General features: G+C 63.6%; 17 protein-coding genes. 8 read left to right on the forward strand and 9 right to left on the reverse strand.

Annotated features, from left to right (window positions below; all coding sequences use genetic code 11):
- Nucleotides 1-112 precede the first annotated feature (112 nt).
- The gene (locus tag AWB72_RS06515) at nt 113-4,978 is read right to left on the reverse strand and encodes an NAD-glutamate dehydrogenase (RefSeq protein WP_040053362.1); all 4,866 of its coding nucleotides are present in this window, start codon (nt 4,976-4,978) and stop codon (nt 113-115) included.
- A 233-nt stretch (nt 4,979-5,211) separates the two neighbouring features.
- A complete protein-coding gene (locus AWB72_RS06520; protein ID WP_040053361.1) occupies nt 5,212-6,369 on the reverse strand; it encodes a hypothetical protein in 1,158 nt (385 codons plus the stop codon).
- A gap of 262 nt (nt 6,370-6,631) precedes the next feature.
- Here AWB72_RS06520 and AWB72_RS06525 point away from each other — a divergent pair, with 262 nt between their 5' ends.
- From AWB72_RS06525 to AWB72_RS06535, 3 genes are all read left to right on the forward strand, one after another.
- Entirely contained in the window at nt 6,632-7,003 is a 372-nt protein-coding gene (locus tag AWB72_RS06525) for a hypothetical protein (RefSeq protein WP_244285538.1), read from the forward strand.
- 529 nt (nt 7,004-7,532) lie between these two features.
- A complete protein-coding gene (locus AWB72_RS06530) occupies nt 7,533-9,473 on the forward strand; it encodes an alkaline phosphatase family protein (protein WP_052450140.1) in 1,941 nt (646 codons plus the stop codon).
- Between the two features lie 219 nt (nt 9,474-9,692).
- The gene (locus AWB72_RS06535) at nt 9,693-11,243 is read left to right on the forward strand and encodes a methyl-accepting chemotaxis protein (protein WP_084593136.1); all 1,551 of its coding nucleotides are present in this window, start codon (nt 9,693-9,695) and stop codon (nt 11,241-11,243) included.
- Nucleotides 11,244-11,326: 83 nt separating this feature from the next.
- Here the strand turns inward: AWB72_RS06535 and AWB72_RS06540 are convergent, their stop codons facing one another.
- The 3 genes from AWB72_RS06540 to AWB72_RS06550 are packed head-to-tail and all read right to left on the reverse strand — an operon-like array spanning nt 11,327 to nt 14,306.
- Entirely contained in the window at nt 11,327-11,644 is a 318-nt protein-coding gene (locus tag AWB72_RS06540; RefSeq protein ID WP_040053359.1) for an AtuA-related protein, read from the reverse strand.
- A complete protein-coding gene (locus AWB72_RS06545) occupies nt 11,631-12,989 on the reverse strand; it encodes an acyclic terpene utilization AtuA family protein (protein ID WP_040053358.1) in 1,359 nt (452 codons plus the stop codon). Before AWB72_RS06545 ends, AWB72_RS06540 begins: the two co-directional genes overlap by 14 nt.
- A gap of 12 nt (nt 12,990-13,001) precedes the next feature.
- Nucleotides 13,002-14,306, reverse strand: coding sequence for a CitMHS family transporter (locus AWB72_RS06550; RefSeq protein WP_040053357.1), 1,305 nt, complete (start codon nt 14,304-14,306; stop codon nt 13,002-13,004).
- 100 nt (nt 14,307-14,406) lie between these two features.
- Between AWB72_RS06550 and AWB72_RS06555 the strand changes: the two genes are divergently transcribed.
- Nucleotides 14,407-15,300, forward strand: a complete 894-nt coding sequence (locus AWB72_RS06555) for a LysR family transcriptional regulator (protein ID WP_040053356.1) — start codon at nt 14,407-14,409, stop codon at nt 15,298-15,300.
- A gap of 57 nt (nt 15,301-15,357) precedes the next feature.
- Here AWB72_RS06555 and AWB72_RS06560 read toward each other — a convergent pair whose 3' ends face one another.
- Nucleotides 15,358-16,401, reverse strand: coding sequence for a LacI family DNA-binding transcriptional regulator (locus tag AWB72_RS06560; protein ID WP_040053355.1), 1,044 nt, complete (start codon nt 16,399-16,401; stop codon nt 15,358-15,360).
- Nucleotides 16,402-16,591: 190 nt separating this feature from the next.
- Between AWB72_RS06560 and AWB72_RS06565 the strand changes: the two genes are divergently transcribed.
- Both AWB72_RS06565 and AWB72_RS06570 read left to right on the forward strand, forming a co-directional pair.
- On the forward strand, nt 16,592-17,962 hold the full coding sequence (locus AWB72_RS06565) for an MFS transporter (RefSeq protein WP_040053354.1): 1,371 nt from the start codon (nt 16,592-16,594) through the stop codon (nt 17,960-17,962).
- A 35-nt stretch (nt 17,963-17,997) separates the two neighbouring features.
- The gene (locus AWB72_RS06570; protein WP_040053353.1) at nt 17,998-19,158 is read left to right on the forward strand and encodes an L-talarate/galactarate dehydratase; all 1,161 of its coding nucleotides are present in this window, start codon (nt 17,998-18,000) and stop codon (nt 19,156-19,158) included.
- A gap of 81 nt (nt 19,159-19,239) precedes the next feature.
- On the opposite strand, the gene AWB72_RS06575 is transcribed toward AWB72_RS06570, so the two are convergent.
- The 3 genes from AWB72_RS06575 to AWB72_RS06585 all read right to left on the reverse strand — a co-directional run bounded on the left by AWB72_RS06575 (nt 19,240) and on the right by AWB72_RS06585 (nt 24,008).
- On the reverse strand, nt 19,240-20,385 hold the full coding sequence (locus AWB72_RS06575) for an NHL repeat-containing protein (RefSeq protein WP_052450137.1): 1,146 nt from the start codon (nt 20,383-20,385) through the stop codon (nt 19,240-19,242).
- A 653-nt stretch (nt 20,386-21,038) separates the two neighbouring features.
- Nucleotides 21,039-22,703 carry an alpha-amylase family protein gene (locus AWB72_RS06580; RefSeq protein ID WP_040053352.1) on the reverse strand — a complete coding sequence of 555 codons (1,665 nt, stop codon included), beginning with the start codon at nt 22,701-22,703 and terminating at the stop codon, nt 21,039-21,041.
- A gap of 201 nt (nt 22,704-22,904) precedes the next feature.
- On the reverse strand, nt 22,905-24,008 hold the full coding sequence (locus tag AWB72_RS06585; RefSeq protein ID WP_084593133.1) for a purine-nucleoside phosphorylase: 1,104 nt from the start codon (nt 24,006-24,008) through the stop codon (nt 22,905-22,907).
- A gap of 214 nt (nt 24,009-24,222) precedes the next feature.
- Between AWB72_RS06585 and AWB72_RS06590 the strand changes: the two genes are divergently transcribed.
- Together AWB72_RS06590 and AWB72_RS06595 are read left to right on the forward strand one after the other, a co-directional pair.
- Nucleotides 24,223-25,083 (forward strand): MurR/RpiR family transcriptional regulator, encoded by an 861-nt coding sequence (locus AWB72_RS06590; RefSeq protein ID WP_040053351.1) that lies wholly within the window; start codon nt 24,223-24,225, stop codon nt 25,081-25,083.
- A gap of 93 nt (nt 25,084-25,176) precedes the next feature.
- Entirely contained in the window at nt 25,177-26,520 is a 1,344-nt protein-coding gene (locus tag AWB72_RS06595) for an aspartate aminotransferase family protein (protein ID WP_040053350.1), read from the forward strand.
- Nucleotides 26,521-26,530: the final 10 nt, after the last annotated feature.

Genomic DNA, 26,530 nt, shown 5'->3' on the forward strand with positions numbered 1-26,530 from the left:
TGCAGGCATCGAGCCGCGATGGCGTCGGCCTGTCACTCAAGCGCTGAGTGCATCAGATCACCACTATTCGAACGGACTTCAGCGACGGCGGCGCGCGTGGTCGCTGAACCGCCTAGGCCCGTTCCAGCACGGCCATCTCGCGCACCACCACCAGCAGCATCGAAAGACTCGCAGCGCCGCTTGCGCGCAGTTCCGCAAGCAGGCGCGTATAGCGATCGAGCGCATCTTGCCGCTTGGCGCGCCAGCTTTCGACGATCACATCCGCCGCATCGATGCCGCGCGATTCTTCGAGCGCATTCACCGTCAACGCGCGTTTGAGACGCGCCAGTTCTTCGAGCGCCGCAGCACGCGCCAGCAGGTCCCAGTGCGTCGAGATCGGCAGCGCCATCGCGCGCTCGGCGATGCCGCGATAATCCAGCAGCGTGCCGATGCCGAAGTACACGCTCGCCACAAGCTCCAGACTGCGCCCGGAGCATGCCGCGACTTCCGCGCTGTCCAGCACCGCCGTCGCGATCTCGCCGCTCGCCACGCGCGCCGCGATGCCGCTTTCGACGCCCGCATCCTCCAGCTCGCGCCGCCGTCCATACCATGCGTCGAGTTGCGCCGCAGGCAGAAGCGCCGGCAATTGCGGCGTGAGCCGCTGCGCCGCCTCGCGGCAACGCGCGAGCAGGCCCTTCGCTTCCTGTGCGCCGGCGCCGCCGCGCTTGGGTTGCCGCAGGAACCACAGCGACGTTTCATCGAGCAGACGCACGACATCGACGAACATGCGGGCCTGCACTTCGTCCGCGACGATATTGTCCAGCGCGTCGATAGAGCGCCACAGGTCGTCGAGATCGAAGACATCGCGTGACATCAGCGCGGCACGCACGATATCGCTCGGGCGCGCATCCGTTTCTTCCATCAGCCGATGCACGAACGTGCAGCCCACGCGATTCACGAGCGCATTGGTCAGATGCGTCGCGAGAATCTCGCGCTTGAGCGGATGCCGCTGCATCGCCTGGCTATAGCGCTGCTGCAAGGGCTTCGGAAAGTAATCGGGCAGCATGTCGGCGACGAGCGCGTCTTCCGGCACGTCGGATTCCAGCAGTTCGTCGTAGAGCCACATCTTTCCGTAGGCGAGCAGCACCGCGCGTTCGGGCGATGTCAGCCCCGACTTCGCCGCCGCGCGCTCGGCGATCTCATCGTCGTTCGGCAGAAACTCGATGCGCCGCTTGAGCCGCCCCGCGCGTTCGAGATAGCGCATCATGCGCGCTTCGGCATCGAGCGTTTCGGCGACATGGCGCTTCGCGATGGAAAGCGCCTGCGTCTGCGCGTAGTTGTCCTTCAGCACCAGCAGGCCGACTTCATCGGTCATCTCGGCGAGCAGCGCGTTGCGTTGCTTCTCGGTCATCTCGCCGTCCGCCAGCACGAGGCCGAGCAGAATCTTGATGTTGACCTCGTGATCCGAACAGTCGACGCCTGCCGAGTTATCGATCGCGTCCGTGTTGATGCGCCCGCCGTGCTGCGCGAACTCGATGCGCCCCAGTTGCGTCAGGCCGAGATTGCCGCCTTCCGCGACGACCTTCACGCGCAGTTCCGCGCCGTTCACGCGCACGCCGTCGTTCGTGCGGTCGCCGACTTGCTGATGCGTCTCCGCGCTCGACTTCACATACGTGCCGACACCGCCGTTATAGAGCAGGTCCGCTTGCGCGAGCAGGATCGCGCGAATCAGTTCGTTCGGCGCGAGCACGGATGCGTTGATGCCCAGCGCCGCCTGCACTTGCGGCGACACCGGAATGGACTTCGCGGTGCGCGGATACACGCCGCCGCCCGTCGAAATGAGCGCGGCGTCGTAATCGGCCCAGCTGGAGCGCGGCAATGCGAAGAGGCGCGCGCGTTCCTCGAAGCTCGTCGCCGCATCGGGCGTCGGATCGAGAAACACATGCCGATGATCGAACGCCGCGATCAGCCTGATATGGCGCGAAAGCAGCATGCCGTTGCCGAACACGTCGCCGGACATGTCGCCTATGCCGACCACGGTGAAGTCGGTGGTCTGCGTATCGAAGTTCATCTCGCGGAAGTGGCGCTTCACGGACTCCCACGCGCCGCGCGCGGTGATGCCCATCTTCTTGTGGTCGTAGCCCACCGAACCGCCGGACGCGAAGGCATCGTCGAGCCAGAAGCCGTATTCATGCGCGATCGCGTTGGCGTAGTCGGAGAACGTGGCCGTCCCCTTGTCCGCGGCGACCACGAGATACGGATCGTCGGGATCGTGGCGCACGACATCGGGCGGCGGCACGATGCCGTCGGGCGTGCGGTTGTCGGTCACGTCGAGCAGGCCGCGCAGGAACATCCGATAGCACGCGACGCCTTCGGCGAGAAACGCTTCGCGGTCCGTCACGGGCGGCGGATTCTTCACGACGAAGCCGCCTTTCGATCCCACCGGCACGATCACCGTGTTCTTCACCATTTGCGCCTTCATCAGGCCGAGCACTTCCGTGCGGAAATCCTCGCGCCGGTCCGACCAGCGCAGCCCGCCGCGCGCCACGCGCCCGCCGCGCAAATGCACGCCTTCCACGCGCGGCGCGTAGACCCAGATCTCGAACATCGGCTTCGGTTCGGGCAGGCCCGGCACTTTCGACGGATCGAGCTTGAACGACACATACGGAAGCGGCTGCCCGTTCGCATCGCGATGAAAATGATTCGTGCGCACCGTCGCCGTGATGACGCCGAGAAACTGCCGCAGGATGCGGTCCTCGTCGAGGTTCGGCACCTGATCGAGCGCCGCTTCGATATCCGCGAGCACGCGTTCGGCGGCCTTGTCGCGATCTTCGGCGGACCCGCCGCGCGCAGGATCGAAGCGCATCATGAACAATTGCAGCAGCTTCTTCGCGATCAGCGGATTGCCGATCAGCGCGCGTTCGATATACGCGTCGCTGAACGTGGAGCCGACCTGGCGCAGATACTTCGCGTACGCGCGCATGATGGTCACGTCGCGCGAGCCGAACTCCGCGCGCAGCACGAGCCGGTTGAAATCGTCGTTCTCTATCTCGCCCGACCACACGCTCGCGAAGGCGTTTTCGAACAGCGGCTTCACGCGGTCGATATCGAAATCGACATCGTCCTGCAATTCGAGGCCGAAGTCGTGAATCCAGGCGTTCGGCGCGCCGGTCGGCTCAATCAGATACGGCCGCTCTTCGTCCACGCGCACGCCGAGATGTTCGAGCATCGGCAGGCTGTGCGACAGCGCGATCGGATCGCCCGCGCGATACACCTTGAAGCGAAACGCGCGCCGTCCCGCTTCGATCGGGCGATACAGACTCATCGACAAGCCGCCGGGCCGCGTGTGCGCCGCCTCGATCAATTCGATGTCGCGCACCGCCGTGCGCGCCGGATAATCCTCGCGGTAACCTGCCGGGAATGAATCGGCGTAGCGTTGCAGCAGGCGATTGCCCGCTTCTTCGCCGTGACTGTCGATGAGCGCATCGGCGAGATCGTCCTGCCAGCGGCGCGCCACCTGCACGATGCGCGTTTCGAGTTCGCGCGTATCGACTTCGGGCATGGTGCCGCGATCCGCGCGCACGACGATATGAATGCGCGCGAGCGGCGACTCGGACAGCAGCGGCGTGAACTCGATGCTCTTGCCATTGAACGCGTCCATCAACACCTTGCTGATGCGCCGCCGCAGGTCGGTGTTGAACTTGTCGCGCGGCACGAAGACGAGACAGGACACGAAGCGGTCGAAGCGGTCGCGCCGCACGAACAGGCGCGTGCGTTGGTGTTCCTGCAAACGCAGCACGCCGAGCGCGATTTCGAAGAGCACGTCTTCGTCGGCCTGAAAGAGTTCGTCGCGCGGATATTGCTCCAGCACCGTGATCAGCGATTTCGCGAGATGGCCTTTTTCGAGGAAGCCCGCGCGCCGCACGATGTTCGCGCACTTGCGCCGCACGATCGGTATTTCCGATGTCGGCACGAGATACGCAGTCGAGGTGTATAGCCCGAGAAAGCGCCGCTCGCCTGTCACCTTGCCGTCCGGCGACGTGCGCTTCACGCCGACATAGTCGAGATAGCCCGGCCGATGCACCGTTGCGCGCGAATTGGCCTTGGTCAGAAAGATCGGCGACGCGCTTTCAATGATCGAGGCCGCGCCCGCGGGCAGCGGCGTGAGATCGCCGGGCGGCGTCGGCCGCAAATTCTCGCGCAGGATGCCGGTTCCGGAGCCGGGCACGCCGCGCAGCGCAAAGCCGCCTTCGTGTTCGACGAGATCGTAATCGCGGCTGCCGAGGAAGGTGAAATGGTCCGCGACCATCCATTCGAGGAACGCGCGCGATTCGATGCCGTCGGGCGTGGTATCGCGCGCCTTCAGTTCGCCGATGGCGGCGCGCGCGGCGTCGATCACCTTCGGCCAGTCCTCGACCGCCGCGCGCACATCGCCCAGCACGCGCGCGATGTTGTCGCGCACTTCGTCGAGGCGCTCGGCGTCGCTGCATCGATCCACTTCGAAATGAATGAACGATTCGAGTTCGGAATTGCCGTCGCCCGCTTCGGCGTGGCCTTGCCCGATGCGCTCGATCTCGCCCGCATGCGCGCCCTTGGCTGAACGCCACACGCGGAACACCGGATGAATCGCCGAATGCAGCGCGAGTCCGAGGCGGTTCAGCTCCATCGTCACCGAATCGACGAGAAACGGCATGTCGTCGTTGACGATTTCCACCACCGTGTGATCCGAATGCCAGCCGTGCTGCTCCAGATTCGGGTTATAGACGCGCAGCACCTCGCGCCCGCGCACGAACTTCTGCGCCGTCTGCCAGTGCGCCATGGCGGCGCCGTAGAGATCGGCGACATCGCGGCTCGCGATGTCTTCGACATCGACCTGTTCGTAGTAATAGCGCAGCAGCGGCTCGATGACCTGGAAGGCCGGCTCGGGCAATCGCCCGCGTGCGAAGTCCAGGAGATCGTTGATGAGGTGTTCGACTCGCGCTTCGTTCCTGACCAGCATGATGTCCTCCCGAGGCTTGGCGCTTCATTAGGGCCTTGCGTGCTTCGAGTGCATGCTGATTATGCGCCGCGCGGCGCGTTTGGCCTTGCGATGGCCATGTGCGTTTGCACAACGGGAGGGCGTCGCGAATGCTGTCCGTGCCGGCGAATTCGCGTATTGATGCGGATAGATGATTCGCGCGATGAACGCAGCGGACGTATCCGCCGCGCCCATCCGTTCCAACGCTGTTGCTGTTACTCGTTCGGCACGTTGCCTTGCGGATCGGCGGGCGTCGCCGGGTCCGCACTCGCGGCAGCCGGCGCGTAGCTGATCACGTTCGGCAGTTGCGGATTGCTCGTATCCGTGCTGTCGAGAATGCGCGACTGGATCGTCGTGTTGTCGGTCACGCCCCAGAAATTGTTCGAGAAGTCGAGCGTGTGGAGGGTCGAAGCCGAGTAGATGCCGTGAGCCGCGATCACCATGCGGTTCGTATTGGGCGAATTCTGCTTGAACAGGAAAGAATTGTTCTTCGCGATGCCGGTCGGCGCGCCGCTGGCCGGGAAATCGTCGATGAGCACGAGCGAATCGACCATGTTGACGAACAGATTGTTCTGCATGACCACCGAAGGATCGAAGGCGAAAGAAGCCGAATCGACGAACGTGTTGAACTTGAGCGTCGAGTTCTTGAAGCTCGGATAGCCGTTCGTTCCCGCCTGGTACGTGGTCACGCCGGCGCGAACGATGGGCGTCACGTTGAGACGGTAAGCCTGGCTGTAGGTCATCGAGAACGGCGCGGCGGGACTGATCTGCACGAACGCGTCTTCCAGATGCGCATGCTGGATGCTCACCGTGCCGCCGCCCACGTTGGCGTCCACGTTGCTGACCGTCACCCCGAGGAGCTGGACCTGATCGGTGCCGCCCACGTTCAGTTGCCCGGCGACGTCGATGATGCCGGTGGTCGGAATCTTCCCGATGCAGTCGGACGTGCACGGCACGGGCTTCAATCCCTCCACGGTGACGCCGTCCGGAATCGTGAGGGTAGCGCCCTTGGCGACCTGCACGGTGCCGGCAAGGTAATACGGCGAACCGCTGGCCGGCCACGTCGTGTCGGACGAGATGACGGTGCCATCGGGAATCACCGTCTGCGGTTGCGCGTAGACGTAGGCGGTGACGACCTTGCCGGATGCGTCGGAGCAGACCTTCGTCGCGTCCGTCGTGAAGGGACCGCCCGAACATACGACGGCAGTCGAACCCGATGCGGGCGTGGCCGATGCCGGCGTAGCCGACGCTGCGGGCGCCGAACTCGACGCGGGCGCGGCCGATGCCGCGGACGTCGAACTCGTGCCGCCGCCACCGCCGCCGCCGCATGCAGCCAGCACAACGCTCAATGCAACCGCCATCCGTGATTTCATGTCTTTCCCCGTAGTTTTTGGCCGTGACTCGCCTGCTGTCGAGGCGATGAGGCCTGAGGTTATCGAATGGGACGCGAAGCGAGTGTGCGATGGTCAACTTATCGCGGTGAATTTGTCTAATGTTTCGAAATCCGCCTTCGTGCGTATGGGACGGCTGCCGCCTTGGAGCCGGGTGTCGACCGCGGAGTTACATAAGTCACACATTCCTTGTGCACGAGCCGTGGGTTAGCCGCGTTATGTGCTCACTGTCAAAGGAGCCGACATGGCCAACATTGAAAACGCGCACTCGACATCCCGCGCAAAACGCATCTCCGGTTCGCTTGCCGTCGCACTCGCGGTCGGTCTCTCTTTCGCGCACGCCGATGCGTCCGCTCACGTGAGCGTGGGTATCGGGTTCGGTTTCGCGCCGCCGGTGTATGCGCCGGCGCCTGTGTATGTCGCGCCGCCGCCTCCGCCGCCGGTCTACTATGCGCCGCCTCCGCCGCCCGCCGTCGTGTATGAAACGGTGCCCGCGCCCGTCGTCTATGGCGAGGACTGGCGCGAGCGCGCGTGGCGAGAGCACGAGTGGCGCGAGCGAAGGGAATGGCGTGAGCGCCAGGAGTACGAGCGTCGGCGCGCCTACTACGGGTATTGAACCGGAAGTGCTTCGCCTGCCTTCGACGAAAAGAAAGCGCTGGCTTTCGGCGATGCTTGCCTGTCATCGATATGCGAAATGCCTTACGGCAAGCTCACGATTGCCGATGGCATTCGATATCCAATCCGGTCTCATTTCTCCGGTTCATTACACCATTCCAATGCCGTTAAGCGTTTCATAAGAAGCGCTTACCGCCGCTATTCACCGCCGCGCGCGCGACGCGGTCAAAACGAAACGCCGTGCAACGCGGCCTGAACGCAACTCGTTCTCGTGCGTCAGCGAAGCGCAGGCGTTTCGCAATCGAATCTTCCAACCAGCGTCATCGTCTGTTTCTAAGGTGCTCCCGGTAATGCGCGGTAACGAATGAAAGCCGCATTACAAGCGAAATCAAACGGCAAGTTCGCAAGGAGCTCCCATGAACGTAGAAAGAGACAGGCTTTCGCTGGGCCGCTGCGCATTGAGCGTCGCCGGCCTTGCCTCGACGATCGCACTCGCGGTCCACCCGGGCCTCGCAAGCAGTCAGTCGCCGATGCCCGATGCGTCGATGGACACGGCATCGCCCATCAAGCACGTGATCGTCATCGTCGGAGAGAACCGGACCTTCGACCATGTATTCGGTGCATACAAGCCGCGCCACGGTCAGAGCGTGTCCAATCTGCTGTCCAAGGGCATCGTCACGGAAGACGGCAAGCCCGGCCCCAACTTCTCGCTCGCCGCGCAGTACACGGCGGTTGCGCAAAACCCGAATCGCTTCGATCTGAGCCCGCGCGATAAGCGCCTTTACAGCGTGCTGCCCGCGCCGAATACCGGCTCGACGGCGACCAGGGCAAGCGATACGCCCACCACCGCCGACACGAGCCCGCCGCCCTTCGCGACCTACGCGGCGGCGCAGCAGCGGGAAGGCGCCGTGCTCTATCCGGACGACATCAAGCAATTGACCTACGGGGCGACAGGGTTGCCGCAGAAGGTTCCGGACACGCGTTTCGGCGCCAACACGTTCGCGCTTCCCAATGGGCCGTATCAGATCTCCCGTGTCGGTCCTGACTACAACCAGTACATGAACAGCCCCGTGCACCGCTTCTATCAGAACTGGCAGCAGTCGGATTGCAACGTGGCGCATGCGACCCGCGACAACCCGAGCGGATGCAAGATGGATCTCTTCGCGTGGGTCGAAACGTCGGCAGGCGCGGGATCGAACGGCCGCCCGATACCGGCCAACTTCACGGATCAGTCGACGGGCGAGGGCGCGACCGCGCTCGGCTACTACAACGTGAATACGGGCGACATGCCGTACTTCTATCAACTCGCGCGTGAATACACGATCAGCGACAACTACCATCAACCGGTGATGGGCGGCACGGGCGCGAACAGCATCATGATCGGCACGGCGGACGCGCTCTACTACACCGACGGAAAAGGGAACGCCGCGCGGCCACCGCAGCTTCAGATCGAGAATCCGCGCCCGCAGGCGAATACCAACAACTGGTACACGCAAGACGGCTATTCCGGCGGCTCGTACAGCAACTGCTCCGACAGGGGCCAGCCGGGCGTCGGCGCGGTGCGTCGCTATCTGGATTCGCTGCCGTATCATCCGGATGCGAATTGCTCGCCGGGCAAGTGGTATCTGCTCAACAACTACAACCCGGGCTATAACGGCAACGGCAGCGTGAACACGAGCGAATTCACGATCCCGCCGTCGCCTGTGCGCACCATCGGCGATACGCTGCTCGAAAAGAGCATCTCCTGGAAGTACTACGGTGAAGGATGGCAGACGTTCGCCGCGCAATCGCCGACCAGCGTGTATTGCAACATCTGCAATCCGTTCCTGTATGAATCGGCGATCATGACGAAGCCCGATATCGTGAAGGCGCATCTTCAGGACACGAGCGATCTCTATGCGGACATCTCGAAGGGCGTCTTGCCCGCGGTGTCGTTCGTGAAACCCGGCGGTTTGCTCGACGGCCATCCGGAATCGTCCAAGTTCGGTCTCTTCGAAGCCTTCACGCACAAGCTCGTCGATGCCGTGAAGAGCAACCCGGCGTTGTGGGCATCCACGGCGATTTTCATCACGACGGACGAGGGCGGCGGCTACTACGACTCGGGCTACATCCAGCCGGTCGATTTCTTCGGCGACGGCCCGCGCATTCCGTTGATCGTCGTGTCGCCCTATTCGCGCGGCGGGCGGGTGGTTCACGAGTATGCGGATCATGCGTCGATCGTGAAGTTCATCGACCGCAACTGGAAGCTTTCGCCGATCACATCGCGCAGCCGCGACAACCTGCCGAATCCCGTGCAGCAGCCGGATAGTCCTTATGTTCCGGTCAATGCCCCCGCAATAGGCGATCTGTTCCAGTCCTTCCGATTCGACCATGACCACCGTCACGACGACGACGACCACGGCCACGGCCACGGCCATGATTCGAAGGACGATGACGACGCGCCGGGCAGCAAGGGCATGATGCCGTTCTGAGTCGCGCAACCGGTCGGGGCCGCTTCGGTGGCCCTGATTCGCCGCATGCGTTACTTACGGTTCTGAAAGGAGATGAATGGTAGTCCTCGGTTCTTCGGGATTCGGGCGATTTCGCGCGCAAATACGTCCGCGATAGAGCGGCTTTGAATAACGGCACTCAAGAATTTCTGCAGTACGTCGTTAAAAGCCGAGAGACGCAACGACATGACCGGAGACACCGTGAAACTGACCTTCAGCCAGAAACTCTGGCTTCCCCTTATCCTGAGCATCGTGCTCGCCGCTTCAGTCACTTTGATCGACGCATACCGCCTTCGGCAAGTGCGCTTCGATGAGCGCAAGAACGACCTCGTTCACGCCACGCAAGTCGGCCTCTCGACCGTGAAGGCCTTCGCGGACCAAGCCGCTGCGGGAAAGATCACTGAAGACGAGGCCAAGGCCCGCGCCCTCGATGCGATCAAAGGCACGCGCTACGGACAAGGCGGCACGGGCTATTTCACGGTGATGAACTTCGAGCCTGTGATCCTGATGCACCCGTTCCATCCGGAACTGGTGGGCAAGAACCAGGATAGCTATACCGACCCCAACGGCGTCGCGCTTTATCACGACACGGTCGCCCGCGTGAAAAACGACGGCGGCGGATTCGTGAACTACTCGTTCACCAAGCCCGGACTCTCCGGCGTGTTCCCGAAAACGGCCTACGCCGCGAGCTACGCACCGTGGGGCTGGATTCTGCAAACGGGCGCTTATGTCGATGACATCGACGCTGCATTCCGCACGTCGCTGTATCAGAGCGTGGCCGTGCTGCTGCTCGCGGCTGCCGCGATGGCCGCCATCGTCGTGTGGATCAATCGCGGCATCCTGCGTTCGCTGGGCGGCGATCCGGCATACGCAGCGCAGATCGCCAGCCGCATTGCGGATAACGACCTGACCGTGGTGGTCGAAACGGCTTCGACCGATCAAAGCAGCCTCTTGCATTCGATGAAACGCATGCAGCAGCAATTGCAAGCGATGATCCGCGAAATCCATGTGTCGAGCGAGTCCATCGTCTCGGCGGTATCGCAGATTGCGGCGGGCAATCAGGACCTGTCGCAGCGCACCGAAGAGCAGGCGGCATCGCTCGAGGAAACCGCTTCGAGCATGGAAGAACTGACCTCGACCGTGAAGAACAACGCGGAAAGCGCCAAGCAGGCGAGCCATATCGCCACGACGGCGATGGAGACCGCGCAGCGCGGCGGCGGCGTCGTGCAGCAGGTGGTCGAAACGATGGACGGCATCAACGCGAGTTCGGACCGTATCGCCGAGATCGTCGGCACCATCGAGAGCATTGCGTTCCAGACGAATATCCTCGCGCTGAATGCCGCCGTCGAAGCGGCGCGCGCCGGTGAAGAAGGGCGCGGCTTCGCGGTGGTCGCCTCTGAGGTCCGGTCGCTCGCGCAACGCAGCGCGGCGGCATCGAAGGAAATCAAGGCATTGATCGACGATTCGGTGAACCGCGTGAAGGCGGGCTCCGGCTACGTGGATGTCGCCGGTGCGACCATGGAAGAGATCCTGCAATCGGTCAAGCGCGTGACGGATATCGTAAGCGAGATCGCCGCCGCCTCCGCCGAGCAAAGCAAGGGCATCGGCGAAGTCAATCTGGCTGTCACCCAGATGGACGCGGTCACCCAGCAGAACGCGGCGCTCGTGGAGCAGGTATCGGCTGCCGCGTTTTCGATGAAGTCTCAGGCCGACGAACTGAGTTCGAAGGTGAAGCGATTCAAGGTCCAGTAAGAAGTAGCAGCGACCACCGCAAAAGTCCGCGCATGTCGCGGACTTTTGCATGGCGTGGCCCGTTTTGCGACGGCTCACGCGACTCAATCCGCGACCGGCGCCTCGATGTCGATATCGAGCAGCGCCGAGCTCATCGACTTGCCGTGCGCGTCGAGCGCGAGCGAGCGCGTGACGCCGCCGCCGAGCGCATGACCGAGCACGAAGTTGAAAGCATCGAGCAGCGGCAACTCGTAACGCACGACATCGCCTTTCACGACATCGGCGAGATGCGCCTTCACGCGTTCGGGCGTCAGTTGCGCGCGCAAATGCGCGTAGTGCTTCGCGTCGAAGCAGATCACCGAGACATTCAGCGTGTTGCCCTTGTCGCCGGTGCGGCCGTGCGCCAGTTCACGCAGTTTCATCGTTGACCTCCACGAATTCGAAAACGGGCTTTACATGCTCGCGCGCGAGCAGCACGGATTGCACGGCGATGACTTCGCGCGTCGTCCTGCTCACGCCGCCGCCGCCCGCCGGGCCGTTGGTATAGAGCGTTTCGACTTCATTGCCGATGCGCGCCGCCTCCTTCGCATTCGATGTGCGCCCCGTCACGCGCACGCGGACTTCCGAAGGCTCGTTGCTGCGGGAAGCGAGCGCATCGCCATAAAGCGCATTCACGCCGATCAGATCGAAGCGCAACTCGCTCGTATCGACGCCCGTTATCGCGAGACGTTCACGCACGATATCGAGCGCGAGCCGCGCACGCGCCACCGCGCCCGGTCCGCCATAGGAAATCTGTCCTTCGCCGATATAGCCGTCGGCATACGCGACCGAAACTTTCAGCGTATTCGTGCGCGCATGGCCGCGTCCGCCTGACACGCGCACGCGGTCATGCGCCTCCTGCATCACGCGCACCTGCGAGAAGTCCGCCACCACATCGGGCTGGTAGTAACGCGCCGGATCGTGAATTTCGTAGAGCAGTTGTTCCTTGCACGTCGCCTCGGTCACAGAGCCGCCCGCATGCGGCACCTTCGTCACGACGACCGCGCCGTTCGCGCTCACCTCGCCGATAGGAAAACCTAAGCGCGCGAGATTGCCGACGTCCTTGTATCCGGGATCGGCGAAATAGCCGCCCGTCACCTGTCCCGCGCACTCGAGCAAATGACCGACGACGGTCGCTTGCCCGAGCGTGTTCCAGTCGTCCATGCGCCAGCCGAATTCGTGGATGAGCGGCGCCGTGAACAGCGACGGGTCCGCGACGCGTCCGGTCAGCACGATATCCGCGCCGGCCGCGAGCGCATCGACGATGGGCGTCGCGCCGAGATACGCATTCGCGGACACGATCCGATCCGCATATGCGGCCACGTCGTCGCCGGATTCCTCGAAACGCATGGCCGAGCGCAGGACGACATCGAGCACGTCGTCGCCCGTCACGGCTGCGATCTTCAATCCGTGCAGGCCCAGTTCTCGCGCGATCTGCGCCGTCTTTCTGGCCGCCGCCCGCGGATTGGCCGCGCCCATGTTCGATATGATCCGCACGCCGTTCTTCGCCGCGACCGGCAGCACGGCACGCATGCGCGCTTCGAGCAGAGGATCGTAACCAAGCGAAGGATCGCCGCGCCGCGCCTGCTGCGCGATGGCGATCGTGCGTTCGGCGAGGCACTCGAACACGAGATAGTCGAGCGCGCCGTGCTCGGCGAGTTCGACGGCAGGCTCGATGCGATCGCCCGAATAACCCGCGCCCGCGCCGATTCTGATGGTGTCTTTCATGATGCTTTTCCTTTACAACGGAAACACGCCCAGCACGACGCACGCAATCGTCATGACGATCGACGCGCCGAACAGCAGCGGGAACGTGAACTTCTGATGATCCGCGAGATCGATGCCGCATAGGCCGACGACGAGAAACGTCGCGGGCGTGAGCGGACTCACGGGGAAGCCGGTCGTCATCTGGCCGAGCAGTGCGGCCTGGCCGACATGCACCGCCGGCACGCCCAGTTGCGACGCCACTTCGGCAATGACCGGCAGCACGCCGAAATAGAACGAATCGGGATCGAAGAGCATGGAGAGCGGCATCGACAGAAGGCCGAGCGCAACCGGAATGTGGCCCGCCATCGCGGGCGGCACGAAGCCGACGGCCGCCTGCGCCATCGCCTTCAGCATGCCGCTGCCTTGCATGATGCCGGTGAACACGCCCGCCGCGAGCAGAATGCCGGCCATCATCAGCGCGGCGCGCGCGTGGGCGTCGATGCGCTTGCGCTGCATGTCGACGTTCGGGTAATTCACCATCAGCGCGATGCACAATCCGACCATGAACATGATCGCGGGCGGAATCTTCTCGCCCATCACGACCATCGTGCCGAGCACGACGATCGTCAGCACGATGTTGAACCAGAAGTTCTGCGGGCGGCGCAGCGCCTGTTCCTCCGGCGTGAGTTCGCGCTTCGGAACGGGAATCGCGCCGCTCGCGCTCGAATAACCGAGGCGCTTTTCCTCGCGGCGGCCGAGCCTCCACGCCATGCCGAACACGAACACGAGGCCGATGGCCTGCACCGGAATCAGCGGATTGAACAGCGATGAAATCGGCAGATGCAGCGAGGCAGACGCGCGGATCATCGGCCCGGTCCACGGCAGGAAGTTGATGCCCGCCGCCATCGAAACGGCCGCCGCGAGCACGCGCTTGTCCATCTTGAGGCGATCGTAGAGCGGCAGCATCGCGGGAATCGTCACGAGAAAGCACACGGCGCCGGAGCCGTCGAGATGGATGAGCAGCGCGAGCAGCGTCGTGCCCATCACGATGCGCGTCGGTTTCGTGCCGACCGCGCGCAGGATGCGGTCGATGATCGGATCGAGCGTGCCCGCGTCCGTGATCGTGCCGAAATAGAGAATCGCGAACACGAACATGCCGACGACGGGCGCGAGACTCTTCAGTCCGTCAATGACGAACTTGCTCGTGTGCAAGCCGAAGCCGCCGATCAGCGACGCCGCGATCGGCACGATGATGAGCGCGACGAGCGGCGACATGCGCTTCGAAAGGATCGCCCCGAGCAGGACGACGATGGTGGCCAAGCCGAGCAACGGCAGCATGAGTCTGTCTCCGAATCTTGTTTTTTGATGTAGCCGAGAGTAAGTTCGATGCGGCGATAACACAATTGAAATGATTTGATCGCAGCTATCACGAACCATAATGGATCTGAATCTTCGCGATATTCGCGCGCTCGTCGCCGTGGCCGAGGCGGGCAGCTTCACGCGCGCGGCCGAGCGGCTGCATCTGTCGCAGCCGGCGCTCACGGTGCAGATACGCCGGCTGGAGGAGGCGGTCGGCGCACGGCTTTTCGATCGCAACAGCCGCAATGTCGCGCTGACGCCGACGGGCCGCGAGCTGCTGCCGCTCCTGCGCAAATCGCTGCGCGACATGGAAAGCGTGCTGCGCGATGCGCGCGCGTTGGGCATCGGCGAGAGCGGCACGATTCGCATCGCGTGCCTGCCGACGTTCGCGGCGAGCGTGTTGCCCGAACTGATCATCGACATGAAACGCGACGTGCCGCGCGTGGTGTTCCAGATTCGCGATGTCGTGGCGAGCACCGTCAATGCGCTCGTGCGCGACGAGGAAGCGGACATCGGCCTCACCGGCGGCGAAGTGCTCGACCCGATGCTCGAAGTGCTGCATGCGGGCGTGGACCGGCTCGTTGCGGTCTGTCCGAAGGAACATCCGCTTGCGAGGAAGCGTCGCATCGGCCTGAGCGATCTGGCGCGGCTGCCGCTCGTGCTCACCGCGCCGGGAACGAGCGTGCGGGCGGTCGTCGATGCGGCGCTCAGCCAGTCGAGCGGGCCGCTCGATATCGCGTGCGAACCCACGTACATGATGACCGCCGTGGCGATGGTGCGCGCCGGTCTGGGCGTGACCATCCTGCCGGAGACCGCGCGCGAGGTGGGCGCAGAACCGGGACTCGTCGTGAAGAAGATCGACCATCCGGCGTTCGTGCGGTCGATCGCGATCGTGAAGAAAAGGGGCAGGACCTTGCCGGCGATCACCGACAAGTTCGTACAGCGGATGCGTCAGGGCGTCAGGACGCGGTGAGCCTGGCGCGGGTACGAAATGGACCGCAAAATGATTGCGGAATCATTTTTGCCAGCCTCAGGTGCTTTCCCGGTCGATGATCGTGAAACCTGTATCGATCTTCACGCGTGCCGGTTTTTGACTGCCGCGGTCTTGCGAAAAGCGTGAGAGAAGTGCGTCGGCGGCCTTCATGCCGATGGTCGCGCCATCGACTCGCACCGTCGAGAGCGCGGGGTACACGTGCGCGGCCGTGCTGAGATCGCCGAATCCCATTACCGCGATATCGCCTGGAACCTTCATCTTCCGGCTCGCGGCTTCGGCGAGAACGCCTTGCGCCAGCGTATCGGAACTGCATACGACGACGCGCGGCCAGCGGGCCTTCAGAAGACGGGCGACGCCTTCGCGGCCCGCCTGCAAGGTCGCCGGGGCGGGAAGCACTTCGAACGGCACGTCGTCGATGCCCTGACGGCCCAGCTCCGCGATGAGACTCTTGCAGCGGCGCAGGCCGCGCGGATCGTCGACGGACAGTACGCCGAAGTCGCGGTATCCCTTTTCGACGAGATGCTGCGCGACGCGCTTGCCGACCTCTTCGTGCGAGAAGCCGATGACCGTGTCGATGGGCTTGTTGGTCAAATCCCAGATTTCGATGACAGGAATGTTCGCGCGCTGGAGCCGGTCGATCGTCGGCTTCGCATGCGTGGCGCCCGCAAGCACGATGCCGTCCGGACGGCGACCGAGAATCGCTTCGACGAGCGCCTCCTCCCGCGCGGCCGAATAAGCGGTCAAGCCGAGCAGGGTCTGATAGCCCGATGCCGTGAGCCGGTCGACGAGCGCCTGCACGGTATCGGCGAAGATCGAATTGGCGATGGTCGGAAGGAGAATGGCCACGAGCCGGCTCTTGCTGCTCGCAAGCCCGCCGGCCAGCATGTTCGGCACATAGCCCGTGGCGCGCACGGCCTCCAGCACTTTCTTCTGTGTCGCGCTGCGCACGAGATCGGGGCGGTTCAGGGCGCGCGACACGGTCATCGGCGCAACGCCCGCCACGCGTGCAACGTCGATCAGCGTGACGCTCTGCGTCTCGCCAGCTTCGGATGAGGAAGTGCCGCCGTTCTTCTTTGCCATATCGCTGAAATCTGGGTGCCGGGGTGATCGTCGTCGTTCGCGACATCCGAATTAGACCATGAACGGCGGCGACGTCAGCGGCACGCGGCCGCTCGTCCAATCGGTGTAAACCACAGCATCGGCTCCGGCACGAAGCGCTTGAATGATTGCGCAATCATTGTATGATCGAGTCACGCGACAGGAGACATCGATGGTTCTAAAACCGGATTCACAAACAGGCGGCAAGCGCACGAACGTCCGCTGGTTCATCCTGGCGATGATCTTCATCGTCACGGTCTTCAACTATGTGGACCGCGCGACGCTTTCCATCGCCGCGCCCAGCATGCGGCACGAACTCGGCTTCGATGCGCTGACGATGGGCATCGCGTTTTCCGCCTTCGGCTGGGCGTACACCGCGATGCAAATACCGGGCGGCCTCGTGCTCGATCGTTTCGGCGCGCGCATGGTGCTCGGCGTGAGCCTCATCCTGTGGTCCGCGCTCACGTTTTTGCAGGGCTTCGTGCATCTGTTCGCGTCCGCATTCATTGCGCTCTTCGCGCTGCGCTTTCTGATGGGCATTGCGGAATCGCCCGCGTTTCCCTGCAACAGCCGCCTCACGGTGATGTGGTTCCCGAGCGCCGAGCGCGGGCTTGCCACTTCGGTCTTTCAACTGGCGCAGTACTTCGCGCTGGCCGTCTTCACGCCGATCATGACGTTCACCGTCAGCGCGTGGGGCTGGCATTACGTGTTCTTCACGACGGGCGCGGTCGGGATCGTGCTCGGCTTCCTGTGGCTGCGGTCGGTGCGCGAACCGCAGCGCGACCATCGCGTGAGCCGGGCCGAACTGGACTACATCGCGTCGGGCGGCGGACTGCCCACGATGGGCGACAGCCCTCAGCCGTTCCGCTGGAGCCAGGTCGGCGCGATCGCGGCCAACCGCATGATGATCGGCATCTACATCGGCCAGTTCTGTCTCACGTCGATCACCTGGTTCTTTCTTACCTGGTTCCCGACTTACCTGATCGAAGCGAAGGGCATGTCGATCCTGAAGGTCGGGCTGGTGGCGGCGGTGCCTGCGGTGGCCGGCTGCGTCGGCGGGCTCATCGGCGGCCTGTGGTCCGACTGGATGCTCAAGCGCGGCTTCAGCCTGACGGCGGCGCGCAAGACGCCGATCATCTGCGGGCTCGTGCTGTCGAGCACCATCGTCGTCGCGAACTATGTTCATTCGACCGCCGTCGTCATTCTGGTGATGTCGGTCGCGTTCTTCGCGAAGGGCGTCGGCAATCTCGGCTGGTGCATCGTCGGCGATGTGTCGCCGAAGCACGCGATGGGCATCAGCGGCGGCATCTTCAATCTGTGCGGGAATCTCGCCAGCATCGTGACGCCGCTCGCCATCGGCTGGATGATCAAGAGCACCGGCTCCTTCGAAATCGCGCTGACGTATATCGGCGGGCTGTCGCTGCTGGGCGCGGCCGCGTATCTGCTGATCGTCGGAAAACTGCAGCGCCTCGATCTCGATGATCCCGGCAGCGCGCCGCGAGAAGAAACCTCACCGCATCTGAAACCGCGTCACGGCAACTGACTGCCGCCCAGACCGTTCATTCAAGGAAGTCCATCATGCAAGCAACGTCATCGCTCATCGCCGGAACATCGAACGATTCGATCAAATGGGTGCGCGTCGCCTCGACCTTTCTGCCGCTCGCCAATCCGATCAGCGACGCGAAGGTCCTGACCGGCCGTCAGAAGCCGATGACCGAGATCGCCATTCTGTTCGTCGAGATCGAAACGGCGGACGGTCATCGTGGGCTGGGATTCAGCTATTCGAAGCGCGCGGGCGGCCCCGGCCAGTTCGCGCATGCGAAGGAGATTGCGCCGGTGCTGATCGGCGAAGACCCGAGCGACATCGCGCGCCTGTGGGACAAACTCGCGTGGGCCGGCGCGTCGGTGGGGCGCAGCGGGATGGCGGCGCAGGCGATCGGCGCGTTCGATGTCGCGCTCTGGGATCTGAAGGCGAAGCGGGCGAACCTGTCGCTGGCGAAGCTGATCGGCGCGCAACGGGACTCGGTGCGTTGCTACAACACGTCCGGCGGCTTCCTGCATACGCCGCTCGATCAACTGCTCGTGAACACGGATGCATCGCGCGAGAAGGGCATCGGCGGGATCAAGCTCAAGGTCGGGCAGCCGGATTGCGCGCTGGACATCCATCGCGTCGAGACGGTGCGCAAGCATCTCGGCGACAGCTTCCCGCTGATGGTCGATGCAAACCAGCAATGGGATCGCCCGACTGCGCAGCGCATGTGCCGCACCTTCGAGCAGTTCAATCTCGTGTGGATCGAAGAGCCGCTCGATTGCTACGACGCCGAGGGCCACGCGGCGCTCGCCGCGCAGTTCGATACGCCCATCGCGACGGGCGAAATGCTGACGAGCGTATCGGAGCATTGGGAATTCATTCGTCAGCGCGGGGCGGACTATCTGATGCCGGACGCGCCGCGCGTCGGCGGCATCACGCCGTTCCTCAAGGTGGCGACGCTCGCCGATCACGCCGGCCTGATGCTGGCGCCTCACTTCGCGATGGAGCTGCATGTCCATCTTGCCGCCTGTTATTCGCGCGAGCCGTGGGTGGAGCACTTCGAATGGCTGGAGCCGCTTTTCAACGAGCGGCTCGAGACGAGCAATGGACGGATGATCGTGCCGACGCGTCCGGGCCTGGGGCTGACGCTCAGCGATCGGGTCGCCGGATGGACCGCGCAGGAGGCGGAGTGCGGCGTGCGGGCTTGAGGGCTGGCGAACCCGCCGATGGCATTCGGAAGGCGACCTTCAACGGCTCGAACAAGGCGGCGTAACCGGATAGGCCGCTTCCTAGCGCCGACCATCATCCCCTTCGTAAGCCAGCGTCGCGGGATCGGTCCTGAAGAAGCTGAGGTAGAACGGCGCCGTGAGCTTGCCCAATGGCTGAACGATCGTCCAATAGCCTTTGGTTACGACATCGTATTTGCGCACCTCGCCGTTCTGCAGAATCGCGACGTAGAGATAACCGCCCGGACCGAACACGAGCGCCTGCGTCGACGTGCGCGGCTGACCCGGGGCATCGAGTGGAATGAAGTCGAGCTGCGGCGCGGAACGTCGATAAATGCGATCTTCAGCGCGAAGGATCAGTATCCGGTCGATGTCGGCGTCCACGGTGGAGTTCTTGAAGCTCGTGACGAACAGGTCGCCATTCGGTGCGAACGCGAGCCCCTCGGGCCGGTTCAAATGGTTGGCGTCCTTGCTGCAATCGGGCGAGTTCGACAACACGGTGTCCTTGTACGCGAGTGTCGCTGGGTTGAACCGCACGACCTTGCCGCCGCAACCGCCGGGAAGATACGCGAGTGTGACCCAGAGATAGCCATCCGGTCCAATCACCAGCCCGCGCGGCCGGAATTGCGTGCCAAGGGCATCGGTCTTCGGATTCATGTCAGCCACGAATGTGGCTTTGCCGTGCCTGACATCGAAGACCAGCAGCTTGCCGTTGACGTTGTTGTTCGGATCGCCCATATCGGCGATGAACAGCCGCTTGCCACTGCCGCGCTGCACGAGCACGATGCCCCGCGGGGCGAGCGGCGCATGGGGATCGTCGCGAGAAACCAGCGGCGTGCCGGGTTCGATACCCCGTCCGTACTGCAGCACTTCGCCATTGAAGGGCAGATTGACGTTCTGATTGGCGACGATCATCCGGCCATCATCGAAGACAATGCCTGTCGGGCCCGCCAGGCCGCCGCTCGCGTCCGGCAATTGATAAAGAAGCTTGCCCGAGCGCGCGTCGAAGAACTTGACCGTGGAGTGCTGCGGCGGCGCGTTCGGATCGTCGGACGGTCCGGCGTCGCCGATCGCGAGCACGTCGTTGCCTGCCTGATGAGCGTATTGCGCGTTCTTGTCGTCCGATCGCGCGTGGAAAGCTGAAAGAAGGGCAGCCGCGCATAACGCGACGCTCGTGAACATCCGGATCTGACTCGTGTTCTTCTTCATAACGGACTCCTGATTGATCTGAACTTCAGAAATCACTCGGACGACGCTATTCGACGATATGTGCCGCTCGAACGCCGTCCATCCGACGAATCAAATGATGGACCGACGTGCGGCATGAGGATGGCGGGCCGGGGCCGGACGAGAAGGCCTGGAGAATACGACTCGCGCGCCGCGCTTGTTGGGCAGGCATACGATCCTCCGGACTGTGAAGTGAATGAAGCGCCGCGTGAAGTCGCGCGTTTCGCGAGTTACCTCTTGCGGGATGAGACATTGCACTCACCAATGTAGATGGAATTTGTGTCGTTTGCACTCCAAATCGAGTGATTCGATTTTGCCGTGGATTCACATCGGTTGAGCAAACCGATTGGTGCAAGTTGTCGCACGACCGTTTCGTTCATTTCAGCGCTGGGGCCACGCTCGGGCGTGTGAGTAGTGCAAACGCTCCCTCATCGACGGAACGCTGAACGCGACCGGACGCTTTTGCCTGATCAATCCGCAAGATGTACGTGCGCGACGAGCGTGGATACCGGGGTAATCGGGCGAGTTACGGTCCGGCAGTTACAGGCAGAGCGAGGAGCATCGCGCGATGCGAGCGGGTCGTGCATCGCGGATACGTCGTGCTTTTCGCGTCGAACCGACTGTTCCAGCGCCGCTCACACTTCGCTTCGCTTGAGCAGATAGTCGAGACCGCCGGACCGGAACCACCGATACCCGTACGGCTCCAGCACGACGGTGTGCTGTCCTTTCGCGTTGCCCTGGCTGTGATCGTCCGACAGCAGGTTCACGAGCGTGGCGCTCTCGCCGGTATCCGGGCGGACCTGAAACTTCACCGTGCAGGCGGTCGCGCTGAAGTTGTGCAGGCAGACGACCGAGTTGTTGCGCCACGCGTAGCGCAGCGCGAGCACGTCGTCGCGCGAGGTGCGCAGGATGTCGAAGTCGCCCCAGCTTATTTCCGGCACTTCCTTGCGCATGCGGATCATGCGCTCCATCCAGTTCAGCAGCGAGTTCGGCTCGCGCCGCTGACTCGCGACGTTCACGCGCTCGAAGCCATATGGTCCGCCCGAAATCACCGGACACACCGGACGCGCATGTTTCGTGAAGCCGGCGTGCGGCTCGGTGGACCATTGCATCGGCGTGCGGACGCTTTCGCGCTCGGGCAGGCGCAGGTCGTCGCCCATGCCGATCTCATCGCCGTAGCGCACGACGGGCGTGCCCGGCAGCGTCAGCATCAGGCTGTACGCCAGTTCCAGCCGATGACGGTCGCCATCGAGCATCGGCGCAAGACGCCGGCGAATGCCGCGCTCGTAAAGCTGCATGTCCGGTTCGGGGGCGAACGCGGCGAATACGGTTTCGCGCTGCTTGAGCGTCAGCCGGCCGAGATCGAGTTCATCGTGGTTTCTCAGGAACACGCCCCACTGAGCCGATGCCGCTCGCGCCTTGGTCGCCTCCAGGGCTTTCTTCAGCGGAGCCGTGTCCGCGCTTGCGAGCGCATAGAACGTGTTCTGATTGACCTGGAAGTTGAACATCATCTGCAGCCGCTCCCCTGCATCGCCGAAGTACTTCATGTCGGCGTCGGGCAGCACGTTGGCTTCGGCGAGAATGATCGCGTCGCCTTCGCGCCATTGCAGAAACTCGCGGAACATGCGCAGCATGTCGTACTGCTCGACCGGCCGTTTTACCTGAGCGCCCTTGGTCGCGATGACGAATGGCACGGCATCCATGCGAAATCCCGAGACGCCGAGCTGGGTCCAGAAGCCCATGATCTTCAGCAACTCGGCCTGCACGAAAGGGTTGGCCGTGTTCAGGTCGGGCTGGAAGTCGTAGAAGCGGTGGAAGTACCACATGCGCGCTTCCTTGTCGTACGTCCAGGTCGACTTCTGCACGCCGGGAAACACGACGCCGTCATCCGCGCGGGCCGGCCGTTTCTTCGACCACACATACCAGTCGCGATATTTCGATGCCGGGTCCCGCCGCGCCTCCTTGAACCACGGATGCTGGTCCGAGGTGTGGTTGACGACGAGATCGATCATGACGCGAAGTCCGCGCTGGCGGCACGCGTGCGTGAACTCCGTGAAGTCGCCGAGCGTGCCGTAGCGCGGATCGACGTTGTAGTAATCGGAGATGTCGTAGCCGTTGTCGCGGCCCGGCGATGGCTGAAAAGGCATCAGCCATAGGGTGGTGATGCCGAGACCTTGAAGATAGTCGAGACGGCGCACGAGACCCTGGAAATCGCCGATGCCGTCGCCGTTCGCGTCCATGAATACGCCCACGGACAGGCAGTAGATGACGGCGTTCTTGTACCAGAGGTCGTTGACCATGCGCGTTGATCGAAGGCCGGTTGGTGAGCGGACGATCGCGCTGGCAGGCCGTCCGGCGCGGAAGATTCAGTGTAATCGTCAACCGCCGGGCACGACAACTTGAGGCAAGTCCCTAGCGGATCGTTTGCGGCGAATGTCGGCCGCGCGGGAGAGCGCCGTAGTGCGTCGTTCACTGCCGACGTCTCTCCCTGCCGGGCGTCGTCAATGCGCGGGAACGCCTTTGCGCCACGCGCCCCAGTGCGTGACGATTTCCTTCACGACCGGGCCGCCGGTCAAGTACAGGTTCTGAATGGCGGGCGCGAAGCCGCCCTGTGCGGAATAGTTCAAGAGATTGTCCGCGGCCGTCTGCCCCTGATACGGCCGGTCGAAGTCCGAGCCGGCCCGGAGCACGGCGACGCGCGACAGATCCACCCGCTTCGCGCTCGCCGCACGCTTGAGCGCTTCGTATGTCGCATTGTCTTCCTGCTGCGTCGTGCAATAGACGCCTTTGCCGTCGGTCAAAAGACGCGTCCAGTCACGCGCGCGTTCGCCGATGAATTTGCCGGACCACCAGGTGTCGCCTGCAAGCGTGTCGCACTGGATGACAGCGGGCGGCTGATTCGCCGGCGCATAGTTGAACTTCGCGCGCGCGACTTTCGCCTCGTCACTGTCGGACAACTTGACGTTGCGGGAGATGCTGTACGCGGCATCCGCGAGCGATGCGTTCAGCGCGAAAACCTCCGTGCGGTAATCGAGCGGCGGCTTCTCCGTTGGGTTTTTCGTATTGATGCCGAGGAACCCGGTGGGCCAGTCGGCGGGCTTCTCGCGCGCGTCGAGTTCCCACTGGATGCCGAAATCGACGAGATACTTCGCCCATGCCGCCGAACCGAGCGTCCCGCGAGCCGGATCGATCCCCGCGATTCCCGCGACCAGGAAATAGGTGTGCCGCAGATCGAACTGCTCGGAGAAGCCCAGCGCCATGATGGACGCCGCCGCGTTCGCGTGGCCCATGCCGGTGGTCATCACGCAGACGTCGTCGCGATTGCAATTGACATTGGGATAGTCCGGTGACAGCCCCGGCACCTTCACGGTTTGCCACGGGCCGAGATTGTCCAGCCAGACCTGGCCTTCGGGGCCGAACATCGAAATGATCATCACTTTGACGTGCCGGCCGCCATCGCCGTGCCGCCCGGAGTCGTGGTCGTTGTCGTCCTGCGCATACGCGCAAGCAGTGAACAGTGAGACGCTCGCCAGGGCGGCGGCCAAAACGCGTGGATAGAAGATGCGGGCAGCGGAATTCGGTCGAGACGCGGCAGCTTTGGTCATGGCAGGCATCATCCTCGTAAAGGTTCGAACCTCGAAGGAAGGCCGCACGCGTCGGACGACCCGTGCGGCCACCGAGACCGATTATAGTGGCCACGAGACGGGCGTCGATGATGCCGGCGCGCATCCGTGATGGCACGGCTTTTTGCCTTTTCCATCGCGAAGTCGCGCCTGACTCATGCTTAAATAACGCGTCCGCCTTCCTTCCGATCGCAACGTGCCCACCTTCGACCAACTCGCCGCCGCCATTCGCGACCGCTTCCCCGATCTGAGCCCGCAGTTCCAGGCCGGCGCCGCGTTCCTTCTCGACTATCCCGACGAAGTCGCCGTCCTCTCGATGCGCAAGGTCGCCGAGCGCGCGAAGGTCCAGCCCGCCGCGATGGTGCGTCTTTCGCAGCAGCTCGGTTTCCCCGGCTGGAACGAGTTGCGCGATGTTTTCGTGAGCCGGGTGCGCACGCGTCCCGAACCGCTGACGACGCGCGCCCGCTCGCTCGTGAAAGGCGGTGCCGACAATCATCTGAGCCGCGATCTCGCGCAGGCTCAATTGCACAATCTCGAACTCACGCTCGCGCAGAACGCTGCGAGCGTCGTCGACACGGCGAAGACGTTGAAAAAGGCGCCGCAAGTCCACGTCGCCGGTTTCCGGTCGTGCTATCCGGTTGCGTTCGGTTTGCTCTACGGATATCGCCTCTTTCGTCCGTCGGTGAGTCTCGTCAGCGGCGAGGCCGGCACGCTGGAAATGCAGTTGCGCTGCATCGAAAAAAAGCACGCCGTGGTGGTCGTCAGCTTCGCGCCGTATTCCGTCGAAGCGGTGCGCGTCGCGCAGGCGGCCGTCGAGCGCGGCGCGAAACTCATCGCGCTGACCGATAGCGCCGTGTCGCCCATTGCGCTGAACGCGGATCACACGCTCGTCTTCTCGCATGAATCGCCGTCGTTCTTCCCGTCGCTCGTGGCGGCTTCCGCGCTCGCGGAAATGCTCGTCGCGCACCTGCTCGCGCTCGAAGGCAAGGACGCGATCGCGAATCTGGAACAAGCCGAAGCCGCGCTTCATTCGAACGGCGCCTACGCGGCGAGCTGAACATCGCATCACGGCGCAGGAGTGCAACAACAAATGTTGTTTCGATGCTAATATCGAACATCGCGTGTTGCACGCACTCAACGGGCAGTGACCATGACCACGGTATTTCATCGCGCGCCGCGCGCGAGGCTTCCTGTCGCCGTGCTCGGCGACGGCATCGAAATCGTCGATTCCACCGGCAAGCGCTATATCGACGCGTGCGGTGGCGCGGCCGTCTCGTGTCTCGGACACAGCCATCCGCGCGTGATCGAAGCCATCCAGCGACAAGTCCAGCAGCTGCCCTACGCGCACACATCGTTCTTCACCACGGAACCCGCGGAAGATCTCGCGAACCTGCTCGTCGATGCCGCGCCGAAGAACCTCGGTCACGTGTACTTCGTGTCCGGCGGCTCCGAAGCGATGGAAGCCGCGCTCAAGCTCGCGCGCCAGTACTTCGTCGAGAAAGGGCAGCCCGGGCGCCGGCATTTCATCGCGCGCCGGCAGAGCTATCACGGCAACACGCTCGGCGCGCTGGCTATCGGTGGCAACGCATGGCGGCGCGAGCCGTTCCTGCCGATTCTGATCGAAGCGCATCATGTCTCGCCGTGCTTCGCGTATCGCGAGCAGCAGGCGGGCGAAACCGACGAAGCCTTCGCGCAACGTCTCGCGGACGAACTCGAAGCGAAGATTCTCGAACTCGGCGCGGAGTCGGTGGCGGCGTTCGTCGCCGAAACGGTCGTCGGCGCGACGGCGGGCGCGGTGCCGCCCGTGCGCGACTATTTTCGCAAGATTCGCGCGGTCTGCGACAAGTACGGCGTGCTGCTGATCCTCGACGAAGTCATGTCCGGCATGGGCCGCACGGGCTATCTCTTCGCGTGCGAGGAAGACGGCGTTGAGCCCGACATTCTCGCGATCGCGAAGGGCCTCGGCGCGGGCTATCAGCCGATCGGCGCGACGCTCGTCAGCAACGAGATATTCGATACGATCGTCGGCGGTTCGGGCTTCTTCCAGCACGGCCACACCTATATCGGTCACGCGACGGCGTGCGCGGCGGCGCTCGAAGTGCAGAAGGTCATCGCAGAAGACAAGCTGCTCGACAACGTGAAGGCGCGCGGCGAGCAACTGCGCGCGGCGTTGCGCGAGCGGCACGCGGATCATCCGTTCATCGGCAACGTTCGCGGGCGCGGTCTCTTCACCGGCGTCGAGCTGGTGCAGGATCGCGCGAGCAAGACGCCGTTCGATCCGAAGCACAAGCTGCACGCGGTCATCAAGAGCGAGGCGATGAAGCGCGGCCTCATGGTCTATCCGATGGGCGGCACCGTCGATGGCCGCATCGGCGATCATGTGCTCATCGCACCGCCGTTCATCACGACGAGCGCGCAGATCGAAACCATCGTCGAGCGGCTTTCCGATGCCATCGACGGTGCGCTGTCGGCCATCGGCGCGAAGGCGGCATGAGCGAGGCGAC

It is taken from the genome of Caballeronia concitans (assembly GCF_001544615.1).
Classification (GTDB): domain Bacteria; phylum Pseudomonadota; class Gammaproteobacteria; order Burkholderiales; family Burkholderiaceae; genus Caballeronia; species Caballeronia concitans.

What these genes read in the sequence shown, in the direction of transcription:
- AWB72_RS06525 (WP_244285538.1), top strand. Translation starts at nt 6,632, where the DNA reads ATGGCCAACATTGAAAACGCGCACTCGACATCCCGCGCAAAACGCATC.
- AWB72_RS06585 (WP_084593133.1), bottom strand. Translation starts at nt 24,008, where the DNA reads ATGACCAAAGCTGCCGCGTCTCGACCGAATTCCGCTGCCCGCATCTTC.
- AWB72_RS06515 (WP_040053362.1), bottom strand. Translation starts at nt 4,978, where the DNA reads ATGCTGGTCAGGAACGAAGCGCGAGTCGAACACCTCATCAACGATCTC.
- AWB72_RS06595 (WP_040053350.1), top strand. Translation starts at nt 25,177, where the DNA reads ATGACCACGGTATTTCATCGCGCGCCGCGCGCGAGGCTTCCTGTCGCC.
- AWB72_RS06560 (WP_040053355.1), bottom strand. Translation starts at nt 16,401, where the DNA reads ATGGCAAAGAAGAACGGCGGCACTTCCTCATCCGAAGCTGGCGAGACG.
- AWB72_RS06565 (WP_040053354.1), top strand. Translation starts at nt 16,592, where the DNA reads ATGGTTCTAAAACCGGATTCACAAACAGGCGGCAAGCGCACGAACGTC.
- AWB72_RS06570 (WP_040053353.1), top strand. Translation starts at nt 17,998, where the DNA reads ATGCAAGCAACGTCATCGCTCATCGCCGGAACATCGAACGATTCGATC.
- AWB72_RS06580 (WP_040053352.1), bottom strand. Translation starts at nt 22,703, where the DNA reads ATGGTCAACGACCTCTGGTACAAGAACGCCGTCATCTACTGCCTGTCC.
- AWB72_RS06530 (WP_052450140.1), top strand. Translation starts at nt 7,533, where the DNA reads ATGCCCGATGCGTCGATGGACACGGCATCGCCCATCAAGCACGTGATC.
- AWB72_RS06555 (WP_040053356.1), top strand. Translation starts at nt 14,407, where the DNA reads ATGGATCTGAATCTTCGCGATATTCGCGCGCTCGTCGCCGTGGCCGAG.
- AWB72_RS06540 (WP_040053359.1), bottom strand. Translation starts at nt 11,644, where the DNA reads ATGAAACTGCGTGAACTGGCGCACGGCCGCACCGGCGACAAGGGCAAC.
- AWB72_RS06545 (WP_040053358.1), bottom strand. Translation starts at nt 12,989, where the DNA reads ATGAAAGACACCATCAGAATCGGCGCGGGCGCGGGTTATTCGGGCGAT.
- AWB72_RS06520 (WP_040053361.1), bottom strand. Translation starts at nt 6,369, where the DNA reads ATGAAATCACGGATGGCGGTTGCATTGAGCGTTGTGCTGGCTGCATGC.
- AWB72_RS06550 (WP_040053357.1), bottom strand. Translation starts at nt 14,306, where the DNA reads ATGCTGCCGTTGCTCGGCTTGGCCACCATCGTCGTCCTGCTCGGGGCG.
- AWB72_RS06575 (WP_052450137.1), bottom strand. Translation starts at nt 20,385, where the DNA reads ATGAAGAAGAACACGAGTCAGATCCGGATGTTCACGAGCGTCGCGTTA.